Genomic DNA, 20741 nt, shown 5'->3' with positions numbered 1-20741 from the left:
TCTACAGCCCCTTATAGCCGCGATACCATTCGACGAAGCGCGGCAGGCCGACATCGATGGGCGTTGCCGGATCATAGCCGAAATCGCGCCTGGCTTCGTCGATATCCGCATGGGTCGCCCGCACGTCGCCCTGCTGCATCGGGGCTTCCTCAATGATCGCCGCCCGCCCCGCCGCCTGCTCGATCACCGAGACGAAGCGGCGCAGCGGTTCCAGCCGGTTATTGCCGAGGTTATAGATTTTATGCGCCACGCCGGCCTCGTCCGGTGCCGGCGGACGGTTGAGCGCGCCCATCAGCCCCGCCGTGATATCGTCGATATAGGTGAAATCGCGCGCCATCTCGCCCTTGTTGAACAGCCGGATCGGCCGCCCCTCCAGGATCGCGCTGGCGAACAGATAAGGCGCCATGTCCGGCCGGCCCCACGGCCCGTAGACGGTGAAGAAGCGGAAGCCCGTGGAGGGAATGCCGTACAGGCTGGCGTAGGAATAGGCCATCGCCTCGTTGGCCTTCTTGGTCGCGCCATAGAGGGAGACCGGCCGGTCGGTCCTGTCGCCGACCGCGAAGGGCAGCTTGCGATTCGCGCCATAGACCGAGGAGGAGCTGGCATAGAGAAAATGCTTCAGCCCGCGCTGCCGCCGCGCCAGCTCCAGCACCGTCAGGAAGCCCTGGATATTGGCCCGCACATAGGCCTCCGGATTCTCCACCGAATAGCGCACGCCGGCCTGGGCGGCGAGGTTGATGATGATGTCGAACGCCTCGCCTGTCAGCGCCTCCCGCACCGCCGCGCCATCCGCCAAATCGAGCCGGTGGAACGTGAAATCGCCCGGCGGCAGCGCGTCCAGCCGCGCCTGCTTCAAGGCGACCTCGTAATAATCGTTCATATTATCCAGGCCGACGACGCGGTGCCCGGCGCGCAGCAGGGCGGCGGCCAGATGATGGCCGATGAAACCGGCCGCGCCGGTGACCAGAATGTTCATCTTTCCGCCTCGTGCGCTTCGTGGAGCGACACAACGCCATATTTCGCCAGCCATGCCAAGCCGCGGAACAGGAAGGGATGCCGCGCCGCCGGCATCCGCAGGATCAGGTCGGCGGCGCGCCATGCCGGCGCTTCGGCCAGCAGGCGGCACAATTCTTCCGCTTCCGCCGGCGTAGGCAGCATTTTCAACGCATATGAATTGACCGGGGAGGCGTAGGCGGCGGCCAGCGCGGCCGCGGCATCGGGGGCAATCCGCACCGACATGTCGGGCGCGATCGCGCGGCTGGCATAGCCGGCGAAATGCAGAAAGGGGTCGGGCCGCCAGGGATCGGCCGGCGCATCGGCGCGCGGCGGCGCGATTTCGACGCCGCTGGCCCGCCGCCTTTCCGCCAGTTCGCCCCACAGCGCCTGATAAGCCGGCACGATGGTCGCCCAATCGAACATCTCGCGCGCCCGGCGGCGGCCGCTCTCGCCCATCCTGGCGCGCAATTCCGCATCCTCGATAAGGCGCAGAAAGGCATCGGCGCAAGCCTCCACATCAATGGCAACGAACTGGCTGGCCTGGCCGATATAGAGGTCGTATCGATCCAGCTCCAGGGCGTGGCGCAGGGCCAGGTCGCCACCGGTGCCGGGCGACGCGGCAATCGTCGGGATGCGGAAGCCGTCAATGCCGTCGCGCACCGTGTCCCGATAGCCGTTCCAGTCGCTGACCACGGCCGGCAGGCCGGCGGCCATCGCCTCCACCGGCGTCAGGCCGAACGTCTCCTGGATATTGTCGCTGAGCGACACGAAGAAATCGGCCGCCGACCAGATCTCCCGATGCGCCGCCCCCTCCAGCGGCGTTACGAAATGCGTGACCACCGACGGTGCGAACGCGGCGGCCCCGGCGCGGAAAGCCTTTTCTATCGCGGCATTGTAGAACCAGCCGGCCTGGATGAGATGCAGTTTTCGCCCGCTGCGGCGCGCCGCGCGCTCCAGCGCCAGATACATCGGATCGGGGTTGGCCTTGGCGTGGGCGCTCAACCGGCCGACGAACAGCGCCGCGACATCGCCCTCGCCGATCCCGAGCCGGGCGCGCCAGGCCGCGCGGTGCCGCGGATCGCGGGTAAAGGCGGCGCTGTCGACGCCCAGCGGAATTGTCGGCAGATACGGCAGAGCCGGCGGTCGCCCGCCGGTCCGCTCCGCCAGATAATCGCCAACCGCCTGCAATTGCCGTTCAACCGCCGCCCGCCCCGCATTGGAAGTACAGATCAGCGCATCCCAGGGCTGAATCGGGGCGACCAGCAACGACGCCAGGGCATCCATCGCCTGGGCGGAGGCGATGGTGTGAATAATCCCGCACAGGCTGAAGCCGCGCTGATCGAAAGCGCGGCGCATGAACGCGAAATTTCGCAGATTGGGACCGGGCGTGAACAGGCAGCCCACCGCCGCCAGCCCCTCGGCTCCGCCCATAGGCACCCAATGCACGGGGCGCTTGGGCCCGTCGGCCACCTCGACCTGGCAGAAAAAACTCTCAGCGTGATTCTGGCTGATGGCATGGCAATAGAGCGCCTCGGCGCGGGCGTGCCGGACGAAGCCGGTCAGGAAACCCTCCCCGGCGGCATGCCGGCCCATCGGCTTGCCACTGTCGGTAGAGAAATCCTGCGGCCAGTAATGGATCGCGGCATTGCCGTCCTGCGCTCGATCGTCAACCACGCCGCACTCGCCTTCCACCTCGGGGCCGCCATACTGCCACGGCACGGCGGCCGGAAACCACCCGTCTCGACGAGTCTCTTGAATCCGAGAATGCACGCTGGAATTGAAATAAAGAGAAAAGAATAATTCAATTAAAATTGGCTAATTAACCATATTATCTATTCTTAATTATAACAATTTTGGATGAAGAACCCGCTAATCGCTAAAAATTAACCGATAATTAACAAAAGATAACCGACTATTTAGGAAATAATGGAACGAACGTTCCTTTACTTACACTCTTTCAAAGGACCGTAGAATGGATTTAGGTAAATTCTCCATCGGATCCAAAGTATCCGCGATAATAATCACTCTCGGCCTGGTAATCGTCGGCGTCGCCGGCGCGGGCATCTATGCGATGAACGAGATGCAGCGTCTTTCCAAGGCCGTCGAGACCGCGGCGGGCGACGCGGCCGAAGGCAACCGGATGACGCAGCTCGTCACCTCGCTGAACCGCGCTGAGTTCCGTATCGCCGCCGACCCTTCCCCGGAAAATCTAGCAGAGCTGAAAGGCACGATCGAACACGAGCGCAACGCCCTGGCGGAGCGGTTGCGGCAGGCGGCGGAAACCGCCGGACCGCGGCGCAAGGCGCAATTGGCGACGGTGAGCCAGGCCTACGAGAATTACCTTCGCGGCCTCCAGGTCACGGTCGAGACGGCGGAACGCAACGGCGCCGGCGTCACGCTGGGCATGCTGCAGGCCGGCATTCTCGAAAAAGTACAGGAGAATCGGGAAGAAGCCGGGACACTGAACGATACGATCCGCGACTATGTTGTCCTGGCCGACAGCATCGCCGCCGAAAATGTCGCACAATCGGAGGAAACCTTCGTCCAGATCAGCACCCTGCTGATCGCCGTCTCCCTTATCGGCCTGCTGGTCGGTGCGACGCTGGGCTTCGTCATTGCCCGCTACGGGGTGATCGCGCCGATCCGCAAGATCGTCTCGGCCCTCCAGGAACTGGCCAAGGGCAACCTCTCCGTCACCATCTTCGGCGTCGAGCGCAAGGACGAAATTGGCGCCATCGCGGAGAGCATGCAGGTGTTCAAGGACAATATGATCCGCACCAAGGAGATGGAGCGCGAGGCCGAGGCGGCCGAACTGCGTGCCGAGGAGGAGCAGAAGCGCGCGATGAATGCGCTGGCCGACCAGTTCGAGCAAAGCGTCGGCGCCATTGTCGGTCTCGTCTCCTCCGCCGCGACCGAGCTGGAGGCCGCCGCCCAGACGCTGAACGCCACGCTGGAGGAAACCAACGCGCAGGCCAGCACGGTGGCCGCCGCCGCCACCCAGGCGACGACCAATGTCGAGACCGTGGCCACCGCCTGCGAGGAACTGGCCGCCTCGGTGCGCGAGATCGGCCAGCAGGTGCACCAATCCTCGGAAATCTCCGGCCGCGCCGTGATCAATGCCGAAAGCACCAAGACCACGGTGGAGGGGCTGGTGGTCTCGACCCAGAAGATCGGCGAGGTGATCAATCTTATCAACGACATCGCCGAACAGACGAATCTGCTGGCCCTGAACGCCACGATCGAGGCGGCGCGCGCCGGCGAAGCCGGCAAGGGCTTCGCCGTGGTGGCCTCGGAGGTGAAGAATCTGGCCAACCAGACCGCCAAGGCGACCGACGACATCACCCAGCAGATCGCCGATGTGCAGAGCGTCACCCACCGCACCGTCTCCGCCATCAAGGACATCGCGGAGGTGATTTCCGAAAGCAACGAGATCGCCTCCTCCATCGCCTCGGCGGTGGAACAGCAGGACGCCGCGACGCAGGAGATCGCGCGCAACGTGCAGCAGGCCTCGGCCGGCACCAGCGAGGTGTCGGGCGCCATCGTGCAGGTCAGCCAGGCGGCGTCCGAGGGCGGCTCGGCGGCCAGCCAGGTGCTGTCCAGCGCGCAGGAACTCTCGCGCTCGGCCGCCAACCTGCGCGACGAGGTGACGAACTTCGTCGCCAAGGTCCGAGCGGCCTAGCTGACATGACGCAACGGCGGGGGCAGGGTTCCCGCCGTTGCATTTCCTGGCGAAACCATTACATGCAATAGTGAACTGGGGTGCCGAAAGCGGGTCCGTTCGCCTCGGCTGAGAACATACCCATAGAACCTGATCTGGATCATGCCAGCGAAGGGAGAGTCACCATCGCGCGCTCACATTCCATAGCCATTATCGGCGCCGGCGTTTCCGGTCTCGGCATCGGCTGGCGGCTGGCCCAGGCCGGCTGCCACGTTTGCGTGTTCGACCGCGGCCAGGCCGGGCGCGGCGCCAGTTGGGCGGCGGCCGGCATGCTGGCCGCCAATGCCGAGGCGGAGCCCGGCGAGGAGGCGCTGCTGGGGCTCACCCTCGCCAGCCAGAAGATGTGGCCCGGCTTCACGCGGGAACTGGAACAGGCCAGCGGCCAGGATATCGGCTATCTGGAAAGCGGCACGCTGGTCGCCGCCACCAACCGCGACGAGCTGGAGCAACTGCGCTTCACCTTCGAGTATCAGCGCGGTCTCGGCCTTGCCGTGGAATGGCTGAACGGTGTCGAGGCGCGGCGGCGCGAGCCGTATCTGCGCAGCGGCATTCCCGGCGCGATCTGGGCGCCCACCGATCATCAGGTCGACAACCGCAAGCTGGCCGAGGCGCTGAAGGCGGCTTATCTGGCCGCCGGCGGCGGCCTTTACGAGGGGTGCGCCGTCACCGGCCTGGATCTGACCGGCGGCCGCGTGACCGGCGTGCAGACCGGCGACAAAACCCATAAAGCGGACAGCGTTGTGCTGGCCGCCGGCTCCTGGTCGCGCGACCTGCCCGGCCTGCCGCCGCTGGCGCTGCCGCCGGTGCGCCCGGTGAAGGGCCAGATGCTCAGCCTGCGGATGAACCAGGCCGATCCGGTGGTGAAGGGCGTGCTGTGGGCCCCGAAAATCTATCTGGTGCCGCGCGCCGATGGCCGCCTGATCGTGGGTGCCACGGTCGAGGAGAAGGGCTATGACCCGCACCTGACCGCCGGCGGCGTGCTGGCCCTGCTGGATGCCGCCTGGCGCGCCATACCGGCCATCGAGGAGCTGCCGATCGAGGAAATGTGGGTCGGCTACCGGCCGACCAGCCGCGACGACGCGCCGATCCTGGGGACCAGCGGCGTCGACGGGCTGCTGGTCGCCACCGGCCATCACCGCAACGGCATCCTGCTGGCCCCGATCACCGCGGAGGCCATCGCCCGCGAAATCCTGACCGGGCAGCCTTTGCCCGAAGCAACCCCCTTTACCCTGGAGCGTTTCCGGCAGGCGCTGCCCGCCGCCGGATAGTGGATACATGACCGAGAACAAAACCCTTCTGGCGATCCGCGTGAACGGCAAAGCGGCCGAAACGCAGGCCGTCACCATATCCGACCTGCTGGCCGAGCGCGGGCTGGACATTACCCGCCCCGGCATCGCCGTCGCCGTGAACCGCAAGGTCGTGCCGCGCGCGGCCTGGCCCAACACGCCCCTCGCGCCCCAGGACGAGATCGAAATCGTACAGCCCTTTTCGGGCGGTTGAGTTTTATGATGAACGCCATGACAGACAGCGCCAAAGACCCGCTGACCATCGCCGGCAAGAGCTTCGGCTCGCGCCTGCTGATCGGCACCGCCGGCTACCCGAACCGGCAGGTGATGCTGAACGCCATCGAAACCAGCAAGGCGGAGATCGTCACCGTCTCGATCCGCCGGGTCAGCATCGACTCTCATGCCGAGAATCTGTGGGATCTGCTGAAGGACCGCTATCATCTGCTGCCCAACACGGCGGGCTGCGAAAGCGTGCGCGACGCCGTGCTGACCGCGCAGCTCGGCCGCGAGGCGGTCGGCACCGACTGGGTGAAGTTGGAGCTGATCGGCGACCGCGAGACGCTGTATCCCGACGTCACCCAGCTGATCGAGGCGGCGGAGGAGCTGGTGAAGGACGGCTTCATCGTGCTGCCCTACTGCACCGACGACCCGGTGGTGTGCCAGAAGCTGGCCGATGTCGGCTGCGCCGCGGTCATGCCACTGGCCGCGCCCATCGGCTCGGGTGCTGGCATCTGCAACCCGTATAATCTGGAGATGATCTGCAACCGGGCCGGCGTGCCGGTTATCGTCGATGCCGGCATCGGCACCGCGTCGGACGCCGCCCTGGCGCTGGAGATCGGCGCGGATGCGGTGCTGCTTAACACCGCCGTGTCCAAGGCCCGCAACCCGGTGCTGATGGCCGCCGCCATGCGCGACGCCATCGCCGCCGGCCGCGCCGCGCGCCGCGCCGGGCGCATCCCGAAGAAAGCCTATGCCGAGGCCTCCAGCCCGCAACTCGGCATGATCGGGTCGTAGGCCGATCATGCCCCTCCCCGCCCCGCTGCTGCTGATCACGGACCGGGCCCTGAACGATCGGCCGGTGGTGGAGACGGTGGAGGCGGCACTGGAAGGCGGCTGCCGCTGGGTGATGCTGCGCGAGAAGGATCTGCCGCCGGAATCGCTGCTGAACATGGCCTGGGAGCTGGCGGCGCTGGCCAAGCGCCATCATGCGGCGCTGTCGATCAACTCCGACCTGGAGGCCGCCAAGGCGGTCGGCGCCGGGCTGCATCTGCCGGCCGGGGGCGATATCGCGACGGCCCGCGTGGCGCTGGGCGACGCGGCGTTGATCGGCGCTTCCGCCCATAGCCTGGAAGAGGCCGAGGCGGCGCAGCAGGCCGGGGCCGATTATGTGACCCTGAGCCCCATCTTCGCCACCGCCAGCAAGCCCGGCTACGGCCCCGCCCTGGGGCTGGAAGGGCTGCGGCATGCGGTCGCGCGGCTGCATCTTCCCGTTGTGGCGCTGGCCGGCATCGATGCGACGAACGCGGCGGCGTGCCGGGCCGCCGGCGCGGCGGCCGTGGCCGTCATGGGCGGACTCATGCGCGCTGGCGACCCCCAAGGCGAAACCGCCGCCCTGCTGCACGCCCTGCGGGAGGCTTGACGCCACCGCCCCGCTTTGCCCATCTTGTGGGTCTCGGCACAGGACGACACCGTCGCCCGCTGCCGTCTGTGAGGATGATGCCAGGGTGTCCGCCCTTTCCGCCCTAGAAAGCCCGAGCCCACGGCACTGGCAGCGCTGCCTTGTCAGCCTGCTGTTGCTGGCGGCCTTGCTTATCGGCCTGCCGCAGCCCCCTGCCCTGGCGCTGCACGGCCAGGGGCAGCCGGTTCAGGGCCATCCGGTTCAGGGGGAAGCCAGCCTGTCCGGGCCGGCCATGGCCCCCGACCACCACATCCTGCCCGATAGCGGACCGGACCGGCATCTGCGCAAGGCGGCGGAGACGATCCGCCAGCCATCGCGCCAGAATGTGGCCGATACCCTCATCCTGCCACACCCGACCGATGCCGGCCTGCCGACATCCTGGCAGATGGCCGCGGATTCCGGCCCTGCCGCGCAGGCCGCGCCGACCGCCGCGCCCAGCCTGCGCCCCTGCCTCCTCTCCAGCCTCCGGAAGACCGGGCCGCCCGCCAGCGCCGCCTGATCGGGCCTATCGCGCCCGATTCTTCCGTTCATCCAAGGTTTGACGACCGACGCGCGAGACGCGGCCGGTCCTCCCGATCTGGAGGCTTGATCCCATGCGACCGCTCCGATTGTTTCCGGAGACCACCAAATTCGATTTCGTCCGGCTGCGCTTCGCGGCCTTCGGCTTCACCCTGCTGCTGCTGACGGCCACCGCCCTTTCGCTGGCCGTCAATGGCTTGAATTTCGGCATCGATTTCAAGGGCGGCATCCTGGTCGAGCTGCAAGCACAGCAGCCGATCCAGGTGGCCGATCTGCGCAACCACCTCAGCAACGCCGACCTCGGCGAGGTGGAGGTGCAGCAATTCGGCAATCCCCGCGAAGCGCTGATCCGCGTCGAGGCCGGCGCGCTGCGCAGCCAGGAAGCCAGCCAGATCGTTCCGCGCCTGCGCCAGGCGCTGGGCGATCAGTACGAATTCCGCCGCACCGAGGTGGTCGGCCCGCGCGTCAGCGGCGAATTGCTGCGCGACGGCGCGATGGCGACGGTGCTGGCGATCCTCGCCATCGGCGTCTATGTCTGGTTCCGCTTCGAATGGCAGTTCGGCGTGTCCGCCCTGGCCGCCACCGCGCACGACGTGATCGTGACGGTCGGCCTGCTGTCCGTCACCCAGCTGGAATTCAACCTGACCGCCATCGCCGCCCTGCTGACGCTGGCCGGCTATTCCATCAACGACACGGTGGTGGTGTTCGACCGCATCCGCGAATTGCTGCGCACGCACAAGCGGGCGGCCCTGGGCGAGATCATCAATCTGGCCGTCAACCAGACCCTGTCGCGCACGATCCTCACCTCCGCCACCACGCTGGTGGCGATCCTGCCGCTGTTGTTCTTCAACACCAGCACCTTGCTGAATTTCACCGTCTCGCTGGTGTGGGGAATTCTGATCGGCACTTTTTCCTCGGTGTTCGTCGCCGCCTCGCTGCTGCTCTACATGCCGCCGGTCGGGCGCAGCCAGGAACCGGACAAGACCGGGGAAAAGCAAGCCGCCGCCACTTTGGAAAACGAAGGGAGATAGAGATGGGAAGTTTCAGCGCATGGCATTGGATCATCGTCCTGGTGGTGATCCTGATCGTTTTCGGCGCCGGCAAGCTGCCCAAGGTGATGGGCGACGTCGCGCAAGGGGTGAAGAATTTCAAGAAAGGCATGGCCGAGGACGATACCCAGCCGGAGAAACCGGCCCCGCTCGCCGAGGCCCCGAAGCCCGACCCTCAGCCTGAAAGGCGGCAATCATGACCAGCGTCCTGCTGCTGATGGCCGGGCTTCTTCTTATCGGCGGCGGGCTGGCGACCATGCCCGCCCTGCGCCGCGCCTTCGCCGCGACCCCACCGCCGCGATGGGCGCGCGGCGAGGATTGGCGGGAAATTCTTCTGTTACTCCACTTCACCGCAACCGTAACGGGCGCTTGCCTGCTAATTGCCACCGCTACCGGCTAACAACTGGGCCGCGTTAACACTTTCACGCTTCGAATTACCGCCGAAAAATCGTTCTAATCGACTGAGCCGCAATTCCTGCGGTTCAGTCGATAGGAGAACGAAAATGCGCGGACTTACTGCCTCTGACTACCAGAATATACAACGCGTTATTTCAGTTTATCTTGAAGAGCTAGACCGTCTTGGTCTGGCTCTAACCGTAGAAACAGACATGTCGGGTTGGGCCACAGTGATGCGGTCAGCCCCCCAAATGTCAGCGGTAAACCCAACTTTCGACCCCTCCCAAAGCCACCTTCATCCCGGAAATAGCTTTTGGCTGAGAGTGACATACGGAAGCGAGACAATTGCTTGCATCGCCAACCGTCTGTTTATCACGGAAGATTATCTGAATCTGAAGCGCTCCCTCCGGCTATGGTATGATCTAAAGCCTGTGCTGATTCGGGAACCCCTAAATGTCGTGATCGGTGATCACGTTCCTCATATCAGTGGCCGAGTTGGACATCATGGCGGGCTATGGGTGCATCCTAGTTGGCGGGGCAATGGCCTTGCTGGATTCCTTCCTCGTCTGACACGCGCATTATCCATGCGTCATTTTGATGTGGATTGGCATTGCGGTATCGCTTTGAAAGCCATTGCAGATCGTGGCTTGCCGCTTAAAGCCTACGGCTATCCGCACATGGATTTGTGTGTCCAAGGGTTCTTCCCGGTCACTGGTAAGCACGAGGATATTTATATGGGTTGGATCACCCGACCCGAAATGCTGATGCAAATGGAAGAAACGGCTTTGGAGCCGCTGGTTGCTGCCGCTTCCGCAGCTTAACTGGGAAGAGATGCCACATGGCAGGCCCACTAGCCTGCCATGGAGGCTCTTCTTGCATGGCTCGGTTGTGCCTTATCGTATGCAATTGGGGCTTGATGGCTCGCTTTTGAGGCGTAATGTAATATTTACGATTGCGTGCCACCATATGCGTCCGTTTGCCTTAGGAGGCCACGTGTCTACATCGCAACTCTATATTGATCGTGATCTGCAACGATGCCACGACCTGCTTAACTTGGCCAATCTGCTTTTGGCGCAGAACGAATTTGATCGGGCATCCGCAACCATCACCGAGTTGCGGGAAGCATGCCAAGCTATTCCTGCATGGCACGCTCACTACTTTCAGAGACGTCTCATTCGTTTCAATCTTGAGCACGCACGACGCCAGCAGGCTTTATCAGAAGATGGAACAGTTGTTGATTTAGCTAAATACCGCCGCCATCTACAGAAAAAAGAATCTAATAATTCTCAAGAAAAGGAAAACTTCTCAACGAACATATCGGTAGGGCGACGCGCCATTCCGGCCATCAGCGAGGATGAGAGAGGAAACTTTATATACCGAATGCCAATGGCACTCGATGACGTAAATTATTCTGATAGTTACGGCATGGAGTTTCTTCTTAGCATGTGGAAAGAAACAAAATTAAAAAAGAAAAATGCCCTTCCACTTCTTTCTGATATTAATCCAATCGTTTTTGCTGATATTGGAATGTTGGGATACGTCCATGTCATCGACGTATCGCACGCCGATCCATCGCATTTTAGCGTTCAGGTCTATGGCAGCCGGGTAACTCTACATAATGGGCAAAATCTTTCGGGCTTATCCGTGGGAGACTTGCCGATCTCGATCTATCGGCAAGCCATAGGAACCGACTACAACACCGCGCGGATGACCGGCATGCCGGCCTATCATCGCATCGTCGCCACGATCGATGATTCGCGGCGGCATTACACGCGGCTGATCCTGCCCTTCTCGACCGACGGGATGCGACCGGACCGGTTGCTGGTGGGCGTGCGGGTGGATAATTGGCTGGTCGAATAGTCCGCTCGCTTTTCTCATGAGATCGGCTTAAGCGGCGTTCGGGATTTCAATATCAGCTTATGTATTGAGCCTCGGCGCTTGCTTCTGGCGTGTCAAATAATCGAAATAAGCCGCGCCCGCTTTACCCGTACACGAACAATCGCAATTCGGCGCTGATCAGGCGCGGCATCGTCTTGCCCAAGTCGTTGCGGGCCTCTATATTTGCGCACGGCGGCGGGCTTAAGAAGCCGCTACCACCCAACGGCAGGATGAGGCTTAGCCGGGGTGGGAACAGCGGGCCTCTTTCGAGAGTTGCAGCATCGGTCGGCAGAAAGCCGGACGATGGCACGGATAACGAGGTGGGATGACCGCATGCCCTGCGGTCGCCCCATTTTTGCGTATTCTCGTGCGAGCATGCGCCTCTTGTTAAACTGAAGAAGCCGGAAAAAATGCGCCTGTCTAACCTTCTGATCCTCGCCGCCGTGGTTTTGGCGAATATCGCCGTCTGGGGCTACATCTACCGGCCGCAGGAGGCGGTGACCGCCGGCGGGCTGCTGCCCGGCCTGTCCTACAGCCCCTATCAGCGCGACCAGAGCCCGCTGACCAACCCGCCGACGACGGAGCAGATTCGCCGCGACTTGGCCATCATCGCCAAGGAAGCCGGCGGCATCCGCACCTATACGACCGGGCATAATCACGGCCAGATCGCAGCGCTCGCGCGCGAGGCCGGCCTGCGCATCATGCCCGGCGCCTGGATCGGCAGCGACGATGCGCGCAACAAGAAGGAAGTCGGGGAAGTTATTGAGATCGCGCGGCAAAACCGCAATGTCTCGCGCGTGATCGTTGGCAACGAGGCCCTGCTGCGCGCCGAGATCGAGGTGCCGGAACTGATCGACTATATCCGCCAGGTGCAGCTTGCCGCCTCGGTGCGGGTGTCCACCGCCGAGCCGTGGCACGTCTGGCACAAGCATCCCGAGCTGGTCGAGGCGGTCGACTTCATCGCCGTGCAGCTGCTGCCCTACTGGGAAGGCGTGCCGGTCGAGGATGGCGTGGCCGATTCGCTGCGCCGCTATGCCGAACTGCGCCAGCTCTACCCGAACAAGCCGATCGTCATCACCGAGGTGGGCTGGCCCAGCCAAGGCCGCAAGACGGGGGCGGCGGAGGCTTCGCTGGTCAACCAGGCGCGTTTCATTCGCGAATGGGTGAATGTCGCCCGTGCCCACCGGTTCGACTATTACATCATCGAGGCGTTCGACCAGCCCTGGAAAGTTGGCGAGGAAGGCATCGCCGGCGCCTATTGGGGTCTGTTCAGCGCCGACCGGCAGCCCAAATTCCCCTGGAACGAGCCGATCTCCGAGCTGCCGAACTGGCCGCTCTGGGCCAGCATCGCCGCCATTCTGGGGCTGATTCCGGCGGTCATATACCTGCGCGCCCGCACGCAGCTTCGCCTGCCCGGCCGGATCGCCTTCGCCGTCGTGTTCCAGGCCGCTGGCACGGCCTTGACCGTCTCCATGCTGCTGCCCGCCATCCGCTATCTGGGCGCCGGCGAGATCGCCGCCTGGGCGGTTCTGATGGGCCTGCAGATGCTGCTGTTCACCGCCGTCGCCGGCGACATGGTCGAGCTGATCGACGTGCTGTGGCGCAAGAGCAAGCGGCGCGAGCTGGAAACGCCGGCCATCGCGTCCGACGCCGAGCTGCCCAAGGTCTCCATCCATGTGCCGTGCTACAACGAGCCGCCGGAGATGCTGAAGGCGACGCTGGATGCGCTGGCGAAGCTGGATTATCCGAATTTCGAAGTCCTGGTGATCGACAACAACACCAAGGACGAGGCGGTCTGGCGGCCGGTGGAAATCCATTGCCAGACGCTGGGCGAGCGCTTCCGCTTCTTCCATCTGAATCCCTGGCCGGGCTTCAAGGCCGGCGCGCTGAACTTCGCCTTGAAGCAGACCGCGCCGGACGCCGAAGTGGTCGCCGTGATCGACAGCGACTATGTGGTGGAGCCGAACTGGCTGCGCGCCCTGGTGCCGCACTTCCAGAATCCGGAAGTCGGCCTCGTCCAGGCGCCGCAGGATTATAGCGACCAGCACGAGAACGCGTTCAAGAAGGCGTGCTACTGGGAATATGCCGGCTTCTTCAAGATCGGCATGGTCCAGCGCAACGACGACAACGCCATCATCCAGCATGGCACGATGACGATGGTCCGGCGCGCCGCCCTGGATGAGGCCGGCGGCTGGGCGGAATGGAACATCACCGAGGATGCCGAGCTTGGCCTGCGCCTGTTCCAGGCCGGCTGGCAGTCGGTCTACGACCATCGCTCCTATGGCCGCGGCGTCATGCCGGATTCGCTGGATGCCTACAAGAAGCAGCGCTTCCGCTGGGCCTATGGCGCGGTGCAGATCATCAAGCATCACTGGCGCAGCCTGGTCATCCCCGGCGAGACCAAGCTGACCAACGCGCAGCGCTATCATTTCATCAGCGGCTGGCTGCCCTGGTTCGCCGACGCGCTGGGCCTGGTCTTCACCGTAGCGGCGATCTTCTGGACGGCGATGCTGATCGCCTTCCCGAAAGTGCTGGAATTCCCCAGCGCGGCCTTCGTGGTGCCGGCGCTGTCGGTGTTCGTTTTCAAGGTCTTGCGGTCGCTGTGGCTGTACTGGATTCGCGTGCCCTGCTCCTTCGCCGAGAATCTGGGCGCCGCCCTGGGCGGCCTGGCACTGGGTCACATGGTTGCCAAAGCCATCCTGATCGGTATCTTTACCTCTGGCCGTCCGTTCCTGCGCACGCCCAAGCTGGAGAATCGTCCGGCCTGGGTGCAGGTGGTGGGCCAGGTACGGGAAGAAGCGGCGATCCTCGCCGGCCTGATGATTGCGGTGGCGACGATGATTCTGACCAACCATTTCAGCCAATTGGAAGAAACCTTGTGGCTCGCGATGCTGTGCGTGCTGTCGCTGCCCTATTGGGCGGCGCTGGTCATGTCCTTCATCAATGTGGCCCCCTATCGGGCGATGCTGCGGATGCTGCCCAGCAGCACCCCGGCCCGGACCGCTGATCAACAGGCCAAATGACCGATATAGAGTCGCACTTCCTCGCCGGCGGTCGGCCCCGACCGCCGGCGTCGCTTTTCCGCCGTATGCTCGTTCTGCTGGTGCTGGTCGCCGGCACGCTGGCGGGGCTGTTTTCCTGGTATGCGCAGTCGCGGCCGGTCGGCCTGCCCGACGTGTCGGGCGGCAAGTTCGCCTGCGTCTCCTACGCGCCGTTCCGCGAGGGCCAGTCGCCGTTCCAGGAGGATATCGAGATTCCGCCGGAACAGATCGCCGAGGATATGGAGGCGCTCAGCCAGAATACCCGCTGCGTGCGCACCTACGCGGTCGACCAGGGCCTGGACATGGTGCCGGAGATCGCCCAGAAATTCGGCCTGCGCGTGCTGCTGGGCGCTTGGATCGGGGCGCAGCCGGCGAAGAACAAGCTGCAGCTCGACAGAGCCATCGAGCTGGCCAACGCCTTCCCCGGCACGGTGCGGGCCATCGTGGTCGGCAATGAGGTGATGCTGCGCGGCGAGCTGCCGCGCGATCGGCTGATCGAGGCGATCCGCTATGTGAAGGCGCGCACCGAGATCGCGGTCACCTATGCCGATGTCTGGGAATTCTGGCTGCGCCACAAGCAGATCGCGGCGGAGGTGAATTTCGCCACCATCCACATCCTGCCCTATTGGGAAGACGATCCCATCGGCATCGAGCAGGCCGTCCCGCATATCATGGACATCTACCGCCATGTCGAGACGCAGATGCCCGGCATACCGCTGCTGATCGGCGAGACCGGCTGGCCCAGCGCCGGGCGCCAGCGCGAGGGCGCGGTGCCGAGCCGGGTGAACCAGGCCGCCTTCCACCGCTATTTCGTCTCCGCCGCCGATCAGGCCGGCATCGACTACAATCTGATCGAGGCGTTCGACCAGCCCTGGAAGCGCTATAACGAGGGCACGGTGGGCGGCGAATGGGGCATCTACGATGTGAAGCGCAAGCCGAAATTCCCGTTGATCGGCACGGTCCAGGAACTGCCGGGCTGGCGCGTCTATCTGCTGGCCTCGGTGGCGCTGGGGTTGCTGCCGCTGGCCTGGGCCGCGGTGCGCCGCCGGGAGATGGGCGGCGCGCTGGGCTGGGTCGCCCTGGCGATCGGCGGGCTGGGCAGCGGCACCTTGCTCACCCTGTTCGGCCGCTATCTTATGGAATCCAGCCGCAGCACCCTCGAATGGGCGGCCGGCGGGGCGATCTGGCTGCTGCTGGTCTGCACCGCCATTTCCCTCAGCATCGCCCTGGGGCAGGCGATTGCCGGCCGGGGCACCGAGGGCCCGGCCCCGCTGGAACGCATTCGTGCCCATGTCGCCGGCGAGTTCGACCTGACTGGCCGCGCCCATGCGCTGGGCCTGATGCGCCTGCTGGCGCTGGCGCTGGCGCTGGCGATGAGCCTGGGGCTGGTGTTCGACGGGCGATATCGCGACTTCCCGGCCTCGGCCGCCCTGCTGCCGGCGATGGGGTTCCTGCTGCTGGCCTTCCTGGACCGGCGGTCGAGCGAAACCGGCGATGAGGAAAGCGTGCTGGCCGTGCTGCTGGGCCTATCTGCCGTCGCCATCGTGGCGCTGGAGCATTTTGCCAATCTGCAAGCCGTCGCCTGGTCGGCAACGACCTTGCTGCTCTCGGCGGGCGTGCTGGCGGCGCGCCGGCTGCCCGCGCTCCAGCGCCGCCGGATGCCGCCGCTGGAGCAGCCGCAACCCCGAGCGGCGGATTAAGCGCGGCCGATCAAGCCTTCAACTTCTCCACCAGCACCGGCAGCGACTTGATGTCGAACCCCTTGGAGGCCGCTTCCGCGACCAGGGAATCGGCATCGGCGCCGTGCTTCAGCACCTGCGTGGCGGCATAGAGCAGATAGACCCGGGTGCCGGTGCGGCAATGCGCCAGAACCGGCTTCTGCGCGCCGGCCAGCAACCGGTCGAAGGCTTCCACGTCCGGCCGGCTGATGGTCGAACTGGTGACCGGCAGGAAGATGTAGTCCAGCCCCAGCGCCTCTGCCTCCGCCTTGGCGGCGGCCATCGGCATCTGGCCGGGCTCTTCCTCATCCGGGCGATTATTGATCAGTGTCTTGTAGCCGCGCTTGGCGATCTCGCGGATCGAGGCGCTGTCGATCTGGGCGGCGGTATCGATGCCGGGCGCCATCGGCGTGGGGGCGATCATGACGGTGTTTCCTTCCGGTCAGCTTGTCGGTTCGGCGGTTTCCGTCGGCTGCGCCTCCGGATTGGGTTCGTCGCGATGCTCCGGCTCGTCGGTCGGCTGGTCGCGGCGAAGCGCGGCGATCAGCCCCAAGACGAAGCCGATGCCCGCCGTCTCCGCATTATACAGCACCAGCCCGGCCCCGCCGGCGAACAAAGCCAGCATGGTCATCGACCGATAACGCAGGAACAGCGCCACCAGCCCGGCGATCAGCGCCACGATGCCGAAGCCGCTGGATTGGAAGAACAGAATGATCGCCTGGCGCGCATGGCACCACCACGGGCCGCCGCCGGCATCGCAGATGTGACCGATCCAGTGCTGCTGCACCACCAGGTAGCGATAGGCGATCCCGAAGGCGATGCCGGCGACGGCCCAGGCAAGGGCGCGCCAGCGCAAGGGGGTCATCGTGAACAAATCGGCGATCCTGGTCAGCGAACGGGATTTGCAGAAAACCGGGACATTGTGGCGCGGTCAAGAGCGCGCATGCAATCGGCGGCGGATAAGCGTGCCGCCTGGGCGGGAAATCGTCGCGGTATTCCCTGCGGTCAGTCTCGATTATGCTGCGCCTCGCGGCTTCTTACGATGGATTGGAGACGAATGAATGCGCCAGGCCGAGAAAGGCTTCGCCGATATTATCCCGGTCATCCTGTCGGGCGGAACCGGATCCCGGCTCTGGCCGGTCTCGCGGCTCAGCTATCCCAAGCAGTTCCTGCCGCTGATTTCGGAACGCAGCCTGATCCAGGAAACCGCGCTGCGCATCGCCCCCTCCTACGGCTTCGCCCCGCCCATCGTGGTGTGCAGCGAGGATCACCGCTTCATCGTGGCCGAGCAGATGCGGCAGATCGATATCGAGCCGGCCGCCATCCTGCTGGAGCCGCAAGGGCGCAACACCGCCCCGGCGCTGACCGCCGCCGCCCTGGTGGCCCAGGCGGCGCAGCCCGATGCGGTGCTGCTGGTGCTGCCGGCCGATCATTTCATCGGCGACGAGGACGGGTTGCGCCAGGCGGTTCTTTCCGCGCTGGAGGCCGCGCGGGAGGGCTATCTCGGCACCTTCGGCATGAAGCCGACGGAACCGGCGACCGGCTATGGCTATGTGAAGCCGGGCGCGGCCATCGCCGGCCACTGCCACCGGGTCGAGCGCTTCGTCGAAAAGCCGGACCGGGCCACGGCCGAGCGTTTCGTGGCGGAGGGCTATCTGTGGAATTCCGGCATGTTTCTGCTGCCGGTCGCGGCCTATCTGCGCGAGGTGGAACAGCACGCGCCGGAGGTGCTGGCGACGACGCGGCAAAGCGTGACGGAGGCCAAGCAGGACCTCACCTTCCTGCGGCTCGGACCGAGCTTCCGCCAGGCGCCCTCGATCTCCGTCGATTACGCGGTGATGGAGCGCACCGACAAGGCCGCCGTTACCCCGGCCTCGGTCGGCTGGGCCGATCTCGGCTCCTGGTCCTCGCTGTGGGAAGTCGGCGATAAGGATGCCGACGGCAATGTCGTGCAGGGCGACGGTTTCGTGATCGGCGCGACCAACTCCTTCGTACGCGCCAGCGGCATCCCCACCGTCGCCATCGGCGTCGACAATATCGTCGTGGTGGCGATGGAGGATGCGGTGCTGGTCGTCGCCAAGGACCATGTGCAGCAAGTGAAGGACGCCGTCACCCTGCTGAAGCAGGACGGCCGCAGCGAGGCCGATACCCACCGCCGCATCTACCGGCCCTGGGGCTATTACCAGACGCTGCATATGGGCGAGCGTTTCCAGGTGAAGCGCCTCACCGTCAATCCCGGCGGCAAGCTGTCGTTGCAGAAGCACTTCCACCGCGCCGAGCATTGGGTGGTGGTGAACGGCACCGCCCTGGTCACCCGCGACAGTGAGCAGACGCTGCTGCGCGAGAACGAATCGATCTATCTGCCGCTCGGCTCCGTCCACCGGCTGGAAAATCCGGGCCGGGTGGAACTGAACCTGATCGAGGTGCAGTCCGGCTCCTATCTCGGCGAGGACGATATCGTGCGCATCGAGGATGTGTTCGGCCGCGTATGATCGACCATGTCTCCATCGGCGTCCGCTCGCTGGAGAAAGCCACGCGCTTCTACGATGCCGTGCTCGGCGCGCTGGGGCTGGAGAGGCTGGTCGAGCGTGAGGACAGCATCGGCTATGGCGGACGCTATCCGGTTTTCTGGCTGAATGCGCGGCCGGACAGGGCGGCCGATCCCGGCACCGGCGCGCATGTCTGCCTGCGGGCGAGAACGACGGAGCAGGTCGACGCCTTTCACGCCGCCGCCCTGGCCTGGGGCGGCATAGACGATGGCCCGCCCGGCCCGCGGCATTACAGCCGCGCCACCGTCTATGCCGCCTTCGCGCGCGACCCCGACGGCAACCGGCTGGAAGCCGCCACAATTCTGGAAAGCCGCGCCTGACGCTTGCGCGCGTTCCTAATCTGAGATAATTTCCCGTATATGGGAAATGAAATCACCGACAATTCCATCGACCAGCGCATCGCGCAGCGGCTGAAGGGCCTGCGGGCCGAACGGGGCTGGTCGCTGGACGAGCTGGCCGGCCGCAGCGCGGTCAGCCGCGCCACCCTCTCCCGCCTGGAGAATGCGGAGGTCAGCCCGACCGCCAGCGTACTCGGCCGGCTGTGCGCCGCCTATGGCCTCACCCTGTCCCGGCTGATGCACATGGTGGAGGGCGATTTCGTCCCGCTGGTGCGCCGTGACGCCCAGCCGCTCTGGACCGACCGCAGCATCGGCTTCCGCCGCCGCTCGGTCTCCCCGCCGGCGCAGACGCTGGCCGGCGAGGCGCTGGAATGCACGCTGGAGGCCGGCATCCGCATCGACTATCCAGCACCGCCGCGCCAGGGGCTGGAGCATCATGTGCTGCTGCTGGAAGGCGCGCTGGAGATCGCCGTCGGCGGCCAGACGCATGCGCTTCAGCCGGGCGACTGCCTGCGCTACCAGCTTTTCGGCCCCAGCGCCTTCGCAACCCCGCCGGACACCGGCGCGCGCTACATCCTGTTCATGGTGTGACCCCGATGACTGTCATCTCGATCCTGACCGCCGACGATTTGGAACGCCGTCTCGACGCCTTCGCGGCGCTAATGCTGGCCTGCGTGGAGGATGGGGCCAGCGTCGGCTTCGTGCTGCCCTTCACGCTGGCCGAGAGCGCCGCCTTCTGGACCAACAGGGTGCTGCCCGGCGTGCGCAGCGGCAAGGTGCTGCTGCTGGCGGCCGAGCGGGCCGGAAAGCTGGCCGGCACCGTGCAGCTGGATTGCGACACCATGCCGAACCAGCCGCACCGCGCCGAGGTGCGCAAGCTGCTGGTGCATCCGGATTTCCGCCGCCAGGGCGTCGCCCGCGCGCTGATGGCCGAGCTGGAGCGCCAGGCCGCGCTGCGCCACCGCCGGCTGCTGACGCTGGACACCCGCACCGGCGACAGCGCGGAGCCGCTCTACGGCTCCATCGGCTACCGCGTCGCCGGCATCATCCCGGATTTCTGCCGCGACACGATCCAGGACCGACTCGACCCCACCACGATCATGTACAAGGCGCTGTAACATGCAGGCCGCGCTGTTGGTCCTGGCGACGCTGGCGGCCGGCGCACTGCTGGCCGCGCAGGGGCCGATCCTGTCCCGCCTCGCCTTCTATGTCGGCGGGCCGATCCAGGCCGCCATCGTCGCCTTTTCCATCGGCCTGACCGCCCTGCTGGCGGTCTGCCTGCTGTCCGGCGCGGGGCTGCCGAAGGCCGGCGGGCTGGTGCGCATGCCGGCCTGGGTGTGGGCCGGCGGGCTGATCGGCACGGCGCTGCTGGTGCTGACGCTCCATGCCGTGCCGCGCATCGGCGTCAGCCTGTTCGTCGCCGCCGTGGTGTGCGGGCAGCTCGCCGGAGCCATGGCCTACGATCATTTCGGCGCGTTCGGGCTGGCGCTGCGACCCGTCGGCCTGCGCGACATGGCCGGCCTTGGGCTGCTGCTGGGCGGGCTGGCGCTGATCGCCACCGGCCCGCGCGGCTGA

Annotated in this window: 22 protein-coding genes and 1 riboswitch; of the genes, 18 read left to right on the top strand and 4 right to left on the bottom strand. The window is 65.3% G+C overall.

All coding sequences use genetic code 11. From position 1 onward, the window contains the following. Nucleotide 1 precedes the first annotated feature (1 nt). Nucleotides 2-976 (bottom strand): SDR family NAD(P)-dependent oxidoreductase, encoded by a 975-nt coding sequence (locus AUP43_RS04580; protein ID WP_067553219.1) that lies wholly within the window; start codon nt 974-976, stop codon nt 2-4. Beyond that, nucleotides 973-2670 (bottom strand): glycosyltransferase family 4 protein, encoded by a 1698-nt coding sequence (locus AUP43_RS04575; RefSeq protein ID WP_157089234.1) that lies wholly within the window; start codon nt 2668-2670, stop codon nt 973-975. Before AUP43_RS04575 ends, AUP43_RS04580 begins: the two co-directional genes overlap by 4 nt. 298 nt (nt 2671-2968) lie before the next feature. Here AUP43_RS04575 and AUP43_RS18565 point away from each other — a divergent pair, with 298 nt between their 5' ends. From AUP43_RS18565 to AUP43_RS04515, 13 genes are all read left to right on the top strand, one after another. Next, nucleotides 2969-4675, top strand: coding sequence for a methyl-accepting chemotaxis protein (locus tag AUP43_RS18565; RefSeq protein WP_084462562.1), 1707 nt, complete (start codon nt 2969-2971; stop codon nt 4673-4675). Nucleotides 4676-4741: 66 nt separating this feature from the next. Next, a riboswitch (TPP riboswitch) is annotated at nt 4742-4849 on the top strand. Further along, complete coding sequence (gene thiO / locus AUP43_RS04565; protein WP_322096371.1) at nt 4810-5982, top strand: glycine oxidase ThiO; 1173 nt, start codon at nt 4810-4812, stop codon at nt 5980-5982. Its footprint overlaps the riboswitch before it by 40 nt. 7 nt (nt 5983-5989) lie before the next feature. Beyond that, a complete protein-coding gene (thiS, locus tag AUP43_RS04560; protein ID WP_067553215.1) occupies nt 5990-6214 on the top strand; it encodes a sulfur carrier protein ThiS in 225 nt (74 codons plus the stop codon). Nucleotides 6215-6231: 17 nt separating this feature from the next. Further along, on the top strand, nt 6232-7014 hold the full coding sequence (thiG, locus tag AUP43_RS04555; RefSeq protein WP_232314874.1) for a thiazole synthase: 783 nt from the start codon (nt 6232-6234) through the stop codon (nt 7012-7014). A gap of 7 nt (nt 7015-7021) precedes the next feature. Beyond that, nucleotides 7022-7639, top strand: a complete 618-nt coding sequence (locus AUP43_RS04550) for a thiamine phosphate synthase (protein WP_067553213.1) — start codon at nt 7022-7024, stop codon at nt 7637-7639. Nucleotides 7640-7724: 85 nt separating this feature from the next. Beyond that, a complete protein-coding gene (locus AUP43_RS04545) occupies nt 7725-8177 on the top strand; it encodes a hypothetical protein (protein WP_157089233.1) in 453 nt (150 codons plus the stop codon). Nucleotides 8178-8271: 94 nt separating this feature from the next. Further along, nucleotides 8272-9228 carry a protein translocase subunit SecF gene (secF, locus tag AUP43_RS04540; RefSeq protein ID WP_067553209.1) on the top strand — a complete coding sequence of 319 codons (957 nt, stop codon included), beginning with the start codon at nt 8272-8274 and terminating at the stop codon, nt 9226-9228. A 2-nt stretch (nt 9229-9230) separates the two neighbouring features. Continuing rightward, entirely contained in the window at nt 9231-9446 is a 216-nt protein-coding gene (locus AUP43_RS04535) for a twin-arginine translocase TatA/TatE family subunit (protein ID WP_067553207.1), read from the top strand. Beyond that, a complete protein-coding gene (locus AUP43_RS04530; protein WP_067553204.1) occupies nt 9443-9646 on the top strand; it encodes a hypothetical protein in 204 nt (67 codons plus the stop codon). Before AUP43_RS04535 ends, AUP43_RS04530 begins: the two co-directional genes overlap by 4 nt. Before the next feature lie 103 nt (nt 9647-9749). Continuing rightward, nucleotides 9750-10463, top strand: coding sequence for a GNAT family N-acetyltransferase (locus tag AUP43_RS18930; protein ID WP_157089232.1), 714 nt, complete (start codon nt 9750-9752; stop codon nt 10461-10463). A gap of 172 nt (nt 10464-10635) precedes the next feature. Continuing rightward, nucleotides 10636-11502, top strand: coding sequence for a PAS domain-containing protein (locus AUP43_RS18925; RefSeq protein ID WP_157089231.1), 867 nt, complete (start codon nt 10636-10638; stop codon nt 11500-11502). Nucleotides 11503-11930: 428 nt separating this feature from the next. Beyond that, nucleotides 11931-14543 (top strand): glycosyltransferase, encoded by a 2613-nt coding sequence (locus tag AUP43_RS04520; RefSeq protein ID WP_067553200.1) that lies wholly within the window; start codon nt 11931-11933, stop codon nt 14541-14543. A gap of 65 nt (nt 14544-14608) precedes the next feature. Beyond that, on the top strand, nt 14609-16261 hold the full coding sequence (locus AUP43_RS04515; protein ID WP_067553198.1) for a glycoside hydrolase family 17 protein: 1653 nt from the start codon (nt 14609-14611) through the stop codon (nt 16259-16261). Nucleotides 16262-16271: 10 nt separating this feature from the next. On the opposite strand, the gene AUP43_RS04510 is transcribed toward AUP43_RS04515, so the two are convergent. Together AUP43_RS04510 and AUP43_RS04505 are read right to left on the bottom strand one after the other, a co-directional pair. Then, nucleotides 16272-16703 (bottom strand): TIGR01244 family sulfur transferase, encoded by a 432-nt coding sequence (locus AUP43_RS04510; RefSeq protein WP_067553195.1) that lies wholly within the window; start codon nt 16701-16703, stop codon nt 16272-16274. Nucleotides 16704-16721: 18 nt separating this feature from the next. Next, on the bottom strand, nt 16722-17153 hold the full coding sequence (locus AUP43_RS04505; RefSeq protein ID WP_067553193.1) for a hypothetical protein: 432 nt from the start codon (nt 17151-17153) through the stop codon (nt 16722-16724). Between the two features lie 187 nt (nt 17154-17340). Between AUP43_RS04505 and AUP43_RS04500 the strand changes: the two genes are divergently transcribed. The 5 genes from AUP43_RS04500 to AUP43_RS04480 are packed head-to-tail and all read left to right on the top strand — an operon-like array spanning nt 17341 to nt 20741. Beyond that, the gene (locus AUP43_RS04500; protein WP_067553191.1) at nt 17341-18771 is read left to right on the top strand and encodes a mannose-1-phosphate guanylyltransferase/mannose-6-phosphate isomerase; all 1431 of its coding nucleotides are present in this window, start codon (nt 17341-17343) and stop codon (nt 18769-18771) included. Then, on the top strand, nt 18768-19148 hold the full coding sequence (locus AUP43_RS04495; RefSeq protein ID WP_067553189.1) for a VOC family protein: 381 nt from the start codon (nt 18768-18770) through the stop codon (nt 19146-19148). Before AUP43_RS04500 ends, AUP43_RS04495 begins: the two co-directional genes overlap by 4 nt. Nucleotides 19149-19187: 39 nt before the next feature. Beyond that, the gene (locus tag AUP43_RS04490) at nt 19188-19757 is read left to right on the top strand and encodes a helix-turn-helix domain-containing protein (RefSeq protein ID WP_067553187.1); all 570 of its coding nucleotides are present in this window, start codon (nt 19188-19190) and stop codon (nt 19755-19757) included. 5 nt (nt 19758-19762) lie between these two features. Further along, nucleotides 19763-20284: a GNAT family N-acetyltransferase gene (locus tag AUP43_RS04485; RefSeq protein ID WP_067553185.1), complete on the top strand. Its 522-nt coding sequence runs from the start codon at nt 19763-19765 to the stop codon at nt 20282-20284. A gap of 1 nt (nt 20285) precedes the next feature. Next, nucleotides 20286-20741: a DMT family transporter gene (locus AUP43_RS04480; RefSeq protein ID WP_067553183.1), complete on the top strand. Its 456-nt coding sequence runs from the start codon at nt 20286-20288 to the stop codon at nt 20739-20741.

Origin of the sequence: Oceanibaculum pacificum (genome assembly GCF_001618175.1) — a bacterium.
Taxonomy (GTDB): domain Bacteria; phylum Pseudomonadota; class Alphaproteobacteria; order Oceanibaculales; family Oceanibaculaceae; genus Oceanibaculum; species Oceanibaculum pacificum.
This window is presented reverse-complemented; position numbering and strand designations above follow the sequence as displayed.